At 33.6% G+C, this 13,098-nt stretch carries 12 protein-coding genes; 7 read left to right on the forward strand and 5 right to left on the reverse strand.

The features are described from left to right. Positions 1 to 49 precede the first annotated feature (49 nt). Both ACSVH5_RS13095 and rnr read right to left on the reverse strand, forming a co-directional pair. Positions 50 to 715: a head GIN domain-containing protein gene (locus tag ACSVH5_RS13095; RefSeq protein ID WP_438061858.1), complete on the reverse strand. Its 666-nt coding sequence runs from the start codon at positions 713 to 715 to the stop codon at positions 50 to 52. A gap of 15 nt (positions 716 to 730) precedes the next feature. Next, positions 731 to 2,911 carry a ribonuclease R gene (gene rnr, locus ACSVH5_RS13100; protein WP_438061859.1) on the reverse strand — a complete coding sequence of 727 codons (2,181 nt, stop codon included), beginning with the start codon at positions 2,909 to 2,911 and terminating at the stop codon, positions 731 to 733. 119 nt (positions 2,912 to 3,030) lie between these two features. Between rnr and ACSVH5_RS13105 the strand changes: the two genes are divergently transcribed. Together ACSVH5_RS13105 and rpiB are read left to right on the forward strand one after the other, a co-directional pair. Then, positions 3,031 to 3,264, forward strand: a complete 234-nt coding sequence (locus ACSVH5_RS13105) for a DUF2007 domain-containing protein (protein ID WP_438061860.1) — start codon at positions 3,031 to 3,033, stop codon at positions 3,262 to 3,264. A gap of 725 nt (positions 3,265 to 3,989) precedes the next feature. Then, the gene (gene rpiB / locus ACSVH5_RS13110) at positions 3,990 to 4,421 is read left to right on the forward strand and encodes a ribose 5-phosphate isomerase B (protein ID WP_438061861.1); all 432 of its coding nucleotides are present in this window, start codon (positions 3,990 to 3,992) and stop codon (positions 4,419 to 4,421) included. 80 nt (positions 4,422 to 4,501) lie between these two features. Here the strand turns inward: rpiB and ACSVH5_RS13115 are convergent, their stop codons facing one another. Next, a complete protein-coding gene (locus ACSVH5_RS13115; RefSeq protein ID WP_438061862.1) occupies positions 4,502 to 5,611 on the reverse strand; it encodes a M48 family metallopeptidase in 1,110 nt (369 codons plus the stop codon). A 4-nt stretch (positions 5,612 to 5,615) separates the two neighbouring features. Then, complete coding sequence (locus ACSVH5_RS13120; protein ID WP_438061863.1) at positions 5,616 to 6,575, reverse strand: YjgN family protein; 960 nt, start codon at positions 6,573 to 6,575, stop codon at positions 5,616 to 5,618. Positions 6,576 to 6,753: 178 nt separating this feature from the next. On the opposite strand from ACSVH5_RS13120, the gene ACSVH5_RS13125 reads away from it, so the two are divergent. The 5 genes from ACSVH5_RS13125 to ACSVH5_RS13145 all read left to right on the forward strand — a co-directional run bounded on the left by ACSVH5_RS13125 (position 6,754) and on the right by ACSVH5_RS13145 (position 11,651). Then, the gene (locus tag ACSVH5_RS13125) at positions 6,754 to 7,083 is read left to right on the forward strand and encodes a HesB/IscA family protein (protein ID WP_438061864.1); all 330 of its coding nucleotides are present in this window, start codon (positions 6,754 to 6,756) and stop codon (positions 7,081 to 7,083) included. A 10-nt stretch (positions 7,084 to 7,093) separates the two neighbouring features. After that, positions 7,094 to 8,542, forward strand: coding sequence for a Fe-S cluster assembly protein SufB (gene sufB / locus ACSVH5_RS13130; RefSeq protein ID WP_438061865.1), 1,449 nt, complete (start codon positions 7,094 to 7,096; stop codon positions 8,540 to 8,542). A 33-nt stretch (positions 8,543 to 8,575) separates the two neighbouring features. Then, on the forward strand, positions 8,576 to 9,328 hold the full coding sequence (gene sufC / locus ACSVH5_RS13135) for a Fe-S cluster assembly ATPase SufC (RefSeq protein ID WP_315141340.1): 753 nt from the start codon (positions 8,576 to 8,578) through the stop codon (positions 9,326 to 9,328). Positions 9,329 to 9,410: 82 nt separating this feature from the next. Further along, the gene (gene sufD, locus ACSVH5_RS13140) at positions 9,411 to 10,724 is read left to right on the forward strand and encodes a Fe-S cluster assembly protein SufD (protein ID WP_438061866.1); all 1,314 of its coding nucleotides are present in this window, start codon (positions 9,411 to 9,413) and stop codon (positions 10,722 to 10,724) included. Between the two features lie 171 nt (positions 10,725 to 10,895). Continuing rightward, positions 10,896 to 11,651 carry a DUF5995 family protein gene (locus ACSVH5_RS13145; protein WP_438061867.1) on the forward strand — a complete coding sequence of 252 codons (756 nt, stop codon included), beginning with the start codon at positions 10,896 to 10,898 and terminating at the stop codon, positions 11,649 to 11,651. A 77-nt stretch (positions 11,652 to 11,728) separates the two neighbouring features. Here the strand turns inward: ACSVH5_RS13145 and ACSVH5_RS13150 are convergent, their stop codons facing one another. Continuing rightward, the gene (locus ACSVH5_RS13150; RefSeq protein ID WP_438061868.1) at positions 11,729 to 13,075 is read right to left on the reverse strand and encodes a serine hydrolase domain-containing protein; all 1,347 of its coding nucleotides are present in this window, start codon (positions 13,073 to 13,075) and stop codon (positions 11,729 to 11,731) included. Between the last annotated feature and the right edge of the window lie 23 nt (positions 13,076 to 13,098).

Here is a 13,098-nt window from a genome sequence, read left to right on the forward strand (position 1 = left end):
TAGTGAATAGTAATTAGTGAATAGTGAATTTGTAAAAGCCTAGTTTAAGTTACTTTTCAATTATAGTGCCACCAAGAAGGGTTTCTTGATTGATTTGTTTGGGTTTACCATAAATGTAAATAGAGCCTCCAGCCTTCACTTTGGCATCCACTAGGGTTGTAGCATGTATTTCGGCTTTTCCTCCCGCAGCAACGTTTATTGTAGTTTGAGAGCTGATTAAATCTTTGGCTTCCAAAACACCTCCAGAAGCAATTGTAATGGTTTGAATGTTGGTTTTGCCTGTCAAATCTAAAATTGCTCCTGAAACGGCTCTAATTGTAGCTTTTTCGGTATCAAAAGCTACTTTTATTTGTGCTCCTTCTTTAGCATTTACAGATAAAATTGTTTGCTTAAAAGGAATATCACAAGAAACAAAAGTACCTTCACTAGCATCGATACTTTCAATTTTCTTAAAATACAATTCCACTTTTATGGCATCACCAGCCAACAACTTTGGAAATGGCATGCGTAATTTTATTTCACCATTATTATTGATAACTTCTACTTCGCTAGCTCTATTTCCTGTAATAGTCACTTTGTTTTCTTCGGATGGTATTAGTTTAAGGGAAATTTTATCAAAAACTTTTACCTTATCAAAATCACCTAAATTCTTGGTGACTTGAGCTTGTAAATAACTGGTTAAAAACAAGGTAAGAACAACTACTAACTTCTTCATAATTTACTTTTTTATTTAATTATTTCTTCGGATAAAATTAAAATCCAATTGTTTCTTGACCAAATCTGCGTTCTTAACTTTTACATAAATTTCGTCTCCTAATTGCAATAAATCATGCGAAGTCGCTCCTACCAAAGCATATTGTTTCTCGTCAAAAGTATAATAATCTTCTTTAATGTCGCGAATTCTTACCATTCCTTCGCATTTATTTTCGATGATTTCTACATAAATTCCCCACTCGGTTACTCCTGAAATTACACCCAAAAATTCTTGATCTTCATGATTTTGCATGTATTTCACCTGCATGTATTTGATAGAATCACGTTCTGCATTGGTGGCTAAACCTTCCATAGTCGAAGAATGCAAACATTTGGTTTCATACGTTTCTTCATCTACCGATTTTCCTCCATCGAGGTAATATTGTAATAATCGATGTACCATTACATCTGGATACCTACGAATAGGTGAAGTAAAATGAGAATAATAATCGAAAGCCAATCCGTAATGCCCAATATTCTCTGTTGAATATTTGGCTTTACTCATCGAACGAATGGCTAGGGTATCAATCAAATTTTGTTCTTTTTTACCACTCACCTCCTCCATCAAGGCATTCAATGATTTGGAGATATCGCCTTTGTTTCTAAAATCAATTTTGTATCCAAATTTTGCAATCACATTTTGCATGGCAATGAGCTTATCTTCATTGGGCTCATCGTGAATTCTATAAACAAACGTTTTCTTTTGTTTTCCAATAAATTCCGCTACTTTTCTGTTGGCCAAAAGCATAAATTCTTCAATCAAATGATTGGCATCTTTGGCTATTTTAAAATAAACGCCTTCAGGTTCTCCTTCTTGATCTAAATTGAATTTTACTTCGACTTTATCAAAAGAAATAGCGCCTTCATTCATTCTATTTCTTCTTAAAATTTTGGCTAACTGATCCAATTTAAGCGTAGCTTCAACAATTTCATCGGCCACAACATAGCTACTTCCTGTGATTGAAGTTGCTATTGGAATGGTATTGTCTTTGGTTTCAATGATGTATTGTGCTTCTTCATACGCAAATCGTTGGTCTGAAAAAATAACCGTTCTTCCAAACCATTGATTAATAACTTTGGCTTTGGCATCCAATTCAAAAATAGCCGAAAACGTATATTTCTCTTCCTGAGGTCGTAAAGAACAAGCAAAATTGGATAAAACCTCAGGTAACATAGGTACTACCCTATCTACCAAATACACCGAAGTGGCTCGTTGATACGCTTCGTCATCAAGTATCGTTCCTTCTTCTAAATAATACGAAACATCGGCAATATGCACCCCAATTTCGAAATTACCATTGTCTAATTTTTTGAAAGACAAGGCATCATCAAAATCTTTGGCATCTTTTGGATCGATGGTAAAAGTGAGCGTATCTCGCATATCGCGACGTTTGGCTATTTCACTTTCTTGAATCGTAGTATCTATTTTTTGGGCAAAAGTTTCAACTTCGATAGGAAATTCTGCTGGCAAACCGTACTCGGCCAAAATGGCGTGTATCTCGGTATCATGTTCTCCAGGTTTTCCTAAAACTTTGATTACTTTTCCAAAAGGACTATCGGCTCTTTTGGGCCAATCTTCTATATGAACTAGAACTACATCTCCTTGCTCTGCCTCTCCTATTTTATCCTTTGGAATAAAAATATCGGTATACATTTTTGGATTCGCAGTAGAAACAAAAGCAAAATTCTTTTGAATGTCAATGACACCCACAAAATCAGTTTTGGCTCTTTCGACTACTTCAATGACTTCGCCTTCAGGACGTTTACCTTTTCTTCGATTGTAGACATAGACTTTTACTTTGTCTTTATCTAAAGCTCTATTCAGATTATTGGTTGGAATAAATACGTCTTCTTCAAAATCAGGACAAATAAAATAAGCCGTCTTACGACCTGTCATATCAATGGTTCCTTCGTAATAATCTTGGCTTATGGCTTTAACAAGATACTTTCCTGGTTCAGTTTCAATTATTTTTTTGGCAGCAGCCAAAAGTTTCAAATCTTTGATAATTTGATTTCTACTTTGAGTATCATCTACTTCGAGCTTTGCTCCTATTTGTTTGTAATTAAACCCTTTATTAGGACTTTGAGCCAATATTTTTAAAATCTTATCACTAAAATCTTTCTCTTTCTTGATTGGCTTTCTTAATCTTTTACGCATATATCTTTTCTTATAAAGTCTAAAATTACAAAATAGTTAACGGTAAATCGTAAATGCACTTTAGATTTAAATAAAATATAACTTTGTATTCTATTTTTACCTTTATAAAAACAACCCTCATGGAAGATTTTAAAACTATAGCAGTCTTTACATATCCTCATGAAATAGTGGTTTTAAAACACATTTTAGAGCAAGAAAAAATTCCTTTTTTCTTTGAAAACGAAATCACACTCTCTGTAGCTCCTTTTTACACCAATGCGCTGGGCGGAATCAAACTCAAAGTACATCCCAACGATTTCGAATCGGTTCAAACCATTTTAGACCATCTCAATAACCATTTGAAAATTGTCTAACAGCTCCTACCCTACTTTTTCAAAATTCAAAATTGTCAACATTCATTAAAATAATAAAAAAGAAAATTTAAAAATTAAATATTTTTTAATGGTTATTATAGCGTGTTAATAATGGCAATAATTTTTTTAGAAAATGTTTAAATATGGAGTTTTATTTTTTTATTTCGAGTTATTAACACTGTTTTTAATACATAAAAGGTTTATTTTTAGTACTTTTTTATTTTTAATTAACAACGGTTGATAACCAAAATTGAATTCAAAATGTAAATAAGTAATTTTAAAAAACTTGTTAATAAACTATGAATCGCTATTGATAAATATTCTAAAAATTAGCCAAACTTTTTTTGTTTTATTCATTCCTATTTTGGATTACATTTTTTTTAAATACTACCTAAAAAAACTTCTAATTTTCTTTCCGAACTTATTAACATTTAGTGTTAATTTAAAGTTAACTGAATATCAAGTATTTACATTTTGCTATTAACACTGCAAAAAATTAACATTTTAATTAAAGTAAATGACTTGATTTTTAGTATTTTATAGAAATACTAAAATTGTTAAAATTGACTAAAACGCTCGTTTTATGTGAGTTAATCGTACTGTACTTTTTTTGTAATTTTTATTTAAATATGCGCTTACTTTAAACCGTTGCAAAAGTAAAATTTATCATCAAATCTCAATTAGATTGGTTAATTTTGCAAACTCACAACTTAATACATTGACAAATGAAAATTTCTATCGGAAACGATCACGCAGGCCCAGATTATAAAAAAGCAATTGTTCATTATTTAGAGTCTTTAGGACACGAAGTAACTAATTACGGAACAGATTCAGAGGATTCAGTAGATTACCCAGATTTTGGACATCCTGTTGCCAACGACGTAGAACAAGGTAAAGCTGATTATGGAATTGTGATTTGTGGAAGTGGAAATGGTATTGCAATGACTGTTAATAAACATGCTGGTGTAAGAGCTGGTCTTTGCTGGACCAAAGAAATTGCCTATTTGACTCGTTTACATAATGATGCTAATGTTCTTAGTATTCCAGCCCGTTTTACTTCTATTCAACAAGCTGTTGAAATTGTGGCAACCTTTTTAAAGACAGATTTTGAAGGCGGAAGACATCAGAATAGAGTGAATAAAATTGCTTGTCAATAAAAAAAAATTTCGAGGTGCTTCGCACGTTTTATTATAAAAAAACCGCTTAGTTTACTTTTATTAAGCGGTTTTTTAATGAGTTATTTTTTAAGTTTTTCAAAAAGTATTTTCAAAGAGCTATTATCTTGAACGACATGATTTTTAGAAGCAATCATCTTTTTGATAGATTGTATTCTGTCTTTTGTCACAGGATGTGTACTCAAAAATTCAGGCATATCGATACTATGTTCTTTTTCTAAGCGCTGAAATAAAGTAACCATTCCTTTTGGATTAACCTGGTTTTCTGACACGATAGCAAAACCTTCTTCATCAGCTTCTCTTTCAAATTCTCTAGAGAAAGAAAGCGATTGTAAAGTATTCACATTATCTCCTAAAATAGCCATTACACCATTGACATCTCCTAAAACAGTCGAAATAAAAAGGTAACCAGATAGGTTTCTGCAAAGCATTTTCATAGAATGACGATTGTTTACATGAGCCACTTCATGACCAAGTAAGCCTACTAGTTCGTCATAACTTTTCATTTCTTTCAAAATACCTGTATAGACCACTATGGTACCATCGGGTAGGGCATAGGCATTCATGATTTCAGAATCGATGACTTTAAAATTCAATTTCTTTTTATTATTGAGTTGCAAACCTGAAGCAAAATCATTCAATAATTTAGTTTTTTGGATTTGACTGTCTCCAAAAAGCGAATTTTCGTCCACAAATGTTTCTCCCAACGCATCATCATAACTTTCAGGAATTAGCGCAACGGATTTTTCGGCTACCCAAGGTAACATGTATACATAAGAAAGGCCTATGATTGCCAATAAAAACAACGCTAAAAATACATGAAATTGAAGTGGTTTTTGTAAAAGCGTTTGATACCAGCTTAGTTGACCGGATGCTTTTCTGAATTGATTGATAGTTGCAATCGATGCGGCATCGGTTATTTTAATGGTTTGAATAGGATTTTCACCATGTTGTAAAAACAAGGCCGTGCTCCTGTGCTCAAACTCAATATCATTAATTAACCAAGTATAGGTTTCAGATACTATTGGGAAAGAGGCTTCATCTTCATTTTCAATACTTTTAGATTCAATTTGAAAGGAAATTTGTCCTTTATTGGAATCCAAAAATATATCGATTGTTTTAGGAACCGAAGACTGTCCGTCATAAAAAACGCTTTTTGAACTTGTATTCATTGTGTTAAATAATAAAATCTAAATCTAAGAAATCACTTACATCTTCCCCTGTCGCATCTTTAAAGTTTTCTTCAGTTTGCTTGAGACTATCCAAATCGATAGTACCTTCGATTTCTATATGATCAAAAATATATTTTAAGGTTCGAGTCACTACCCAGGCATAACCAAGGCCTAAAGTAAAAATCAAAATCAATAGGTTTGTTATACCTAATGTAAAGAAATCACTACCAGTTGCTGTAGAGGTCAATTGTAATTCTTTTTCGTCTTTGTGTAAACTTAAATTGGATATATAGTACTCAAATAAGTCTTTTTGCCACCAAAACATATATATTCCAAGTGTAAAAATAGTTAAGAAGTATCCTTTTATGTTTAGAATCAAATAATCAGTACCCTCTCCATTATAACTACATTCGGCATCACCAAAGCGAATATTTCCGATAAGATATCGTCTCATATTAATGGTCATCCATGAACTATAAATGCCAAAAGTTACCAAAGTTAAAAGGATCCATTTGAAGAAATTTAATGTAAATTCTTTGCGTTCTCCTCTATAACCAAATCGAATGCCTCTCCAAGAAGTTCGAGACATTCTATAACGATACGATCCATGAATTGCTATTGGCAGAATTGCCAAAATGCCTAAGTAAAAAACAATTAATCCTACAAAAGGTTCTTCTAAATACATTAATAAATATAACATTCCATAAAGAGTTCCAAAAATCAGTAAGGCTTTGATAAAACCTTTGAACATTTCTTTTCCGGTGCCGTGGAAGGTGAAAGGATCTCCATTTAAATGGGTTTCTCCATAGAGATAATTGAGTTGTTTGGCCTTGGCCCAAGGGTAATAAAAACCTAATGTAAGTAATGTAAATAGCCAATTGACCATAATAACACTAAAAAAATCACTGCCCTTTCCGGTATATGATAAATGGTACTTTTGTGGTCTGTTAGTTGTTTCTTCCATAAATGATTGGTTAGTTTTCTTGTTAATAATTTTAATTTGCTAAATATATCATTTTTTATAACAAATCCTAGTATCAATTTTTCTTATTGAATTATCAAACATTAAAATGTTAAGAAGCGTGACAAAAACTTTTTAAAGTAATACCTTTGCGGTTAATTTAGACAAAATCAATATAACAATGATACAAGTTTCTGAAGCAGCAAGTAAAAAAATTATCGAGATGATGAAAGACGATGGTTTTGATGCTACCCAAGATTACGTTAGAGTAGGCGTAAAATCAGGTGGTTGTTCAGGATTATCTTATGATTTAACTTTCGATAAAACTATAGGGGAAAACGATAAAGTTTTTGAAGATAATAATGTAAAAATAGCCGTTGAAAAAAAATCATTCCTTTATCTGGCAGGCACTATTTTAGAATTTTCTGGTGGATTAAACGGAAAAGGATTTGTATTCAATAATCCTAATGCACAAAGAACTTGTGGATGTGGAGAATCTTTTTCTCTATAAAAAAATAACTATGAGTAAATATACAGAGGACGATTTAAAAATCGAATTAGAAAATAAAGAATACGAGTACGGATTTTACACCAATTTGGATTCTGAAACCTTTCCAATTGGGTTAAATGAAGACATTGTTCGCGCCATTTCTAAAAAGAAAGAGGAACCGGAGTGGATGACGAATTGGCGTATCGAAGCGTTTCGTGCTTGGCAAGAAATGATTGAACCAGAATGGGCGAATGTACAGTATGAAAAACCGGATTTTCAAGCCATTTCCTATTATTCAGCACCAAAAGCAGTAGATCCAAACAAGACATTGGATGATGTGGATCCTGAGCTTTTAGAAATGTATAAAAAATTAGGCATTTCTGTAGATGAGCAAAAAATGATGAACAATGTGGCTATGGATATCGTAGTAGATTCAGTATCAGTTGCTACAACTTTTAAGAAAACATTAGGTGAAAAAGGAATTATCTTTTGTTCCATTTCTGAAGCTATTAAAGAACATCCAGAATTAGTTCGTAAATATTTAGGAACAGTTGTACCACAAAAAGATAATTTTTATGCTGCTTTAAACTCGGCAGTTTTCTCAGATGGTTCTTTTTGTTATATCCCAAAAGGAGTGCATTGTCCGATGGAATTGTCTACGTATTTCCGAATCAACCAAGCTGGAACGGGTCAGTTTGAACGCACCTTGGTCATTGCTGATGAAGGAAGTTATGTTTCTTATTTAGAAGGTTGTACGGCTCCAAGTCGTGACGAGAATCAATTGCACGCTGCTGTGGTAGAATTGATCGCTTTGGATAATGCCGAAATTAAATATTCAACCGTACAAAACTGGTTCCCTGGAAACAAAGAAGGTAAAGGTGGGGTATACAATTTTGTAACCAAAAGAGGATTGTGCGAAACCAATGCAAAAATTTCTTGGACTCAAGTAGAAACAGGATCAGCTGTAACTTGGAAATATCCTTCTTGTGTATTAAAAGGTGATAATTCAGTAGGAGAATTTTATTCTATTGCAGTAACGAATAATTTCCAACAAGCCGATACGGGAACTAAGATGATTCATTTGGGAAAAAACACCAAGTCGACTATTATTTCTAAAGGTATTTCGGCAGGAAAATCACAAAACAGCTATAGAGGTTTAGTACAAATTAGCCCAAGAGCTGAAAATGCTCGTAACTTTTCGCAATGCGATTCTTTATTAATGGGTAATAATTGCGGTGCTCATACTTTTCCATACATCGAAAGTAAAAATCCAACAGCAAAAATTGAACATGAGGCAACTACCAGTAAAATTGGAGAAGATCAGGTGTTTTATTGTAACCAACGTGGAATCCCAACCGAAAAAGCCATAGCGCTAATCGTAAACGGATTTAGCAAAGACGTTTTGAATAAATTACCGATGGAGTTTGCTGTTGAAGCCCAAAAATTATTGGAAATTTCGTTAGAAGGATCAGTAGGTTAAAATATATATAGTATTAAAAAACACATTCGAAAAATGTTATCAATAAAAAATTTACACGCCTCGATAGGCGACAAAGAAATATTAAAAGGAATCAACCTTGAGGTAAAAGCTGGCGAAGTACATGCCATTATGGGACCTAACGGTGCTGGAAAAAGTACCCTTTCGGCCATTATTGCTGGAAACGAAAACTATGAAGTAACCGAGGGTGAAATTATCTTAGACAACGAAGATATTGCAGAATTAGGTCCAGAAGAGAGAGCACACAAAGGAGTATTTCTATCTTTTCAGTATCCAGTGGAGATTCCAGGAGTTTCTGTAACCAATTTTATGCGTACGGCTATCAACGAAACGCGTAAAGCCAATGGTAAAGAAGAAATGCCAGCCAACGAAATGTTGAAAGTCATTCGCGAAAAATCTGAATTGTTAGAAATTGACCGTAAGTTTTTATCTCGTTCACTTAACGAAGGTTTCTCAGGTGGTGAGAAAAAACGTAACGAGATTTTTCAAATGGCAATGTTAGAGCCAAAATTGGCCATCCTAGACGAAACAGATTCTGGTTTGGATATCGATGCTCTTCGAATTGTAGCGAATGGCGTAAACAAGCTAAAAAGCGACAAAAACGCAATTGTTGTGATTACGCACTACCAACGTTTATTGGATTATATCGTTCCAGACTTTGTACACGTTTTATACAATGGTAAAATTGTAAAATCGGGTACCAAAGAATTGGCCTATGAGCTAGAAGAAAAAGGATACGATTGGATCAAACAAGAACAAGAAGCGTAAAAATTTGTTTGAAGTTTAAAGCTTAATGCGATCCTAAGATCACTTTAAACTTTTAAACCTTAAACTTTAAACAATAAGAAATATGTTAAGAGAAAAATTAGTATCGTCCTTTATGGCTTTTGAAGAAAAGATTGATGTCCAAACGGATCTTCATGATATTCGTACTGCTGCGATAAAGAACTTTGAAAATAAAGGTTTTCCAACCAAAAAAGAGGAAGCTTGGAAGTATACTTCCTTGAATGCTATTCTAAAAAATGATTTCAGCGTTTTTCCAAACACCGAAAATACGATTGAATATAGAGATGTAAAAAAATATTTTTTACACGAAATAGATAGCTATAAAGTGGTTTTTGTAGACGGAGTTTTTAGCTCGAATTTGTCCTCAACTACCCATGACGGAATTGATGTTTGTTTGATGTCATCGGCATTAAACAAGCCTAAATATAAAATGGTTATTGATACCTATTTTAATCAAATTGCAAGTAAAGACGAGTCATTGACTTCTTTAAATACAGCATTTGCTAATGAAGGTGCTTACATCAATATTCCAAAAAGTAAAGTAACAGACAAGCCTATCGAAATCATGTATTTTTCTACGGGTTCTGAAAAAGCGTTGTTGGTTCAGCCACGTAATTTAGTGATTGTAGGCGAGAATTCGCATGTGCAAATCATTGAAAGACATCAATGTTTGAATGATAATGCGGTATTAACCAATTCAGTTACCGAAATTTTTGCTGCAAAACGCGCTATTGTTGATTACTATAAAATTCAAAATGATGCTGCCGAAGCGAACCTAATTGATAATACCTACGTTTCTCAAAAACAAGAAAGTCATGTCTCTGTACAAACTTTTTCATTTGGAGGAAACTTAACCAGAAACAATTTAAACTTTTATCATTTTGGCGAACGTCTTACCAGTACGCTAAACGGAATTACGATAATAGGAGAGAAGCAACACGTTGATCACTATACCTTAGTTCACCATGCAGCTCCAAACTGTGAAAGTTTTCAAGATTACAAGGGAATATTTTCAGATAGAGCCACAGGTGTTTTTAACGGGAAAGTTTACGTAGAAAAAGAAGCTCAGAAAACCAATGCTTTCCAAAAGAGTAACAATATTTTGTTGAGTGACAAAGCGACTATAAATGCTAAACCACAGTTAGAAATTTTTGCTGACGATGTAAAATGTTCTCACGGTTGTACGGTTGGTCAATTGGATGAAACGGCTTTGTTTTATATGCAACAACGTGGAATTCCAAAGAAAGAAGCCAAAGCATTATTGATGTACGCTTTCTCAAATGCAGTAATCGAAAACATCAAAATCCCAGAACTTAAAAAACGAATTACCGCTATTATAGCCAATAAATTAGGCGTGAAATTAGGGTTTGATTTGTAAATCTAAATCTTAAGAAATATTTCTTTTAAATCTCTCAAAAAGGACAAAGTTTAACCTTAAACTTTGTCCTTTTTTTCATTCTTGAAGAATAGGTTTTCTTTTAAAAATTATTTTTTTGTAATATTATGAACTTAAACCATTAATAATAAATATTTTATAAAAAAGTAATCGATGATTCCACAAGCAACCACAATTGACGAAGTGATACAATTGCTTCAAGAAATTATTCAACAATCCATAACAGAAAAATCGACCAAAGGGTATTTTGCGGTACTTTATCTCAAAGTCACACAAAAAGTAAAAGAAGGAATTCAAAACGGAACCTTCGAAAACGGACCGAGAATGGAAAAATTGGATGTAATTTTTGCCAATCGATACATTAAAGCGTATTATCAATACCAAACACAGCAGCCAACTTCAAAATCTTGGGAAGCTGCTTTTGTAGAGGCAGGGAATTATTGGATTATTGTATTGCAGCATTTATTACTCGGAATGAACGCACATATCAACCTTGATTTAGGAATTGCAGCGGCTCAAGTAAGCCCAAAAGACGAAATCCATAGTTTGCAAAATGATTTCAATACAATCAATACTATTTTATCTTCTTTGGTTGACGATGTCGAGAAGGATTTGACCGAAGTTTGGCCAATTTTAAAGTGGATTCTAGAAAAAACAAAATCCATTGACACCTTTCTTATTGATTTCAGTATGCAAAAAGCCCGTGAAGGCGCATGGAAATATGCTCTTGAATTAGCTCCTCTTGAAGGAAATAAGGCAGAGGAATCTATTACAATTAGAGATGTAAAAGTAGCTCAAAAAGCAAAATTGATAACTAATTTGGGCGGAATCCCTGTTTTTTTATTCAAAATTATGCGCCTGTTTGAGGTTGGAACCGTAGATCAAAAAATTAAAGATTTAAAGAACTGATGGCTATAAAATCTCTTCAAAAACCACAACCCCGACAATTAGAAAATTGTCGGGGTTGTGGTTAAATAGGGTAGGTGTTACTTCTTAAAACTTCCAATCACTCCTTTTAGCAATTCATTTACATCATATTTTCCTTCGTCGCTTAATCCCATTCTAACAATAACCAAATCCAAGGACGGGATAATAAATACTTTTTGTCCTTGATAGCCATTGCAAGAGTACATATCTCGTGGTGCAGCTGGGAAATGACCGCCAGCATTTAGCCAAAAGTGCGCTCCATAATCACCTTTAGATCCGTTGGTAGGTGTCGCTACATACTTAGCCCAACTTTCATCAAAAACTTGGTCGCCATTCCAGTTGCCTTTATGCAAATACAATAATCCAAACTTGGCCCAATCTCTTGCGGTAGCCCATCCATAGGACGATCCAACATAATTCCCAACCATATCGGTTTCGATTAGCATAGAATGCATTCCAATTCTATCAATCAATTGTGTGTACCAAAAATCCAAATACTCTTGATGGGTTTTGAACTGCTTACGTAAGATATAAGATAATAAATTACTAGTTCCCGAGGAGTAATTCCAATGCGTATTGGGAGCAAAAGCTGCTGGTTTTTCGAGCTGTACGCGTCCCATATCTTCGGCGAGAAATAGCATTTTGGTAGCATCGCATATTTTATCATAGGCTTCTTCCCATTCCAATCCAGAATTCATATGCAACAAATCGTTGGTCGTGATTTTTTTTCGTTCATCCTTTTGCCATTCGGGAATTGGAGCGGGTTTGTTGATGTCGTATTTTCCTTGTTTTTTAAGTATTCCAAAAAGAGTAGCAGTGATACTTTTAGTCATAGACCATCCCAAAATTTTACTGTTTTTGGTAAATCCAGTATCGTATTTTTCGGCAATAATATGGTCTTTATAAATTACTAAAACCGCTCTTGATCTTTTTTTCTTTTGTCCTTTTGGATCGAAAGCGTTGTTTACTGCCACGGTTAGTTTTTCATAATTCACATTAGCAAAAACAGTGTCTTTGGGTTCCTCATTTCCATAGGGAAAGGGCAAATTGTTTTTTGTAACCTTGCGTTTTGGTACCAAATAGGGTTTTGAAATATCGAAATCATCATTGATTAAGGTGGCCCCTAAACCTTCTCGATACATCGCTTTTCTAGTTTTTAATCCGTAAACAGATGAAGTAGCGGTTTTGGCGTTGTCATCGATTTCATTTTTGGCAAGATCAATGAGGTTAATATCATTATCTCCTTTTTCGATCATCTCTTGTGAACGATGGTCAATAAAATGCCCGGAAGCCATACTTTTGGCCGAAAAACCAGAGATTAAATCGAGTTGGGGATAAGTGGTATATCCAATATACCCAAGAACAAGCAAAAGAAGGATTCCGATACTTTTTAGTATTTTCTTCATACAATGTTATTTTTAAGCAATGT

Origin of the sequence: Flavobacterium sp. RSSA_27 (genome assembly GCF_051547125.1) — a bacterium.
Taxonomy (GTDB): domain Bacteria; phylum Bacteroidota; class Bacteroidia; order Flavobacteriales; family Flavobacteriaceae; genus Flavobacterium.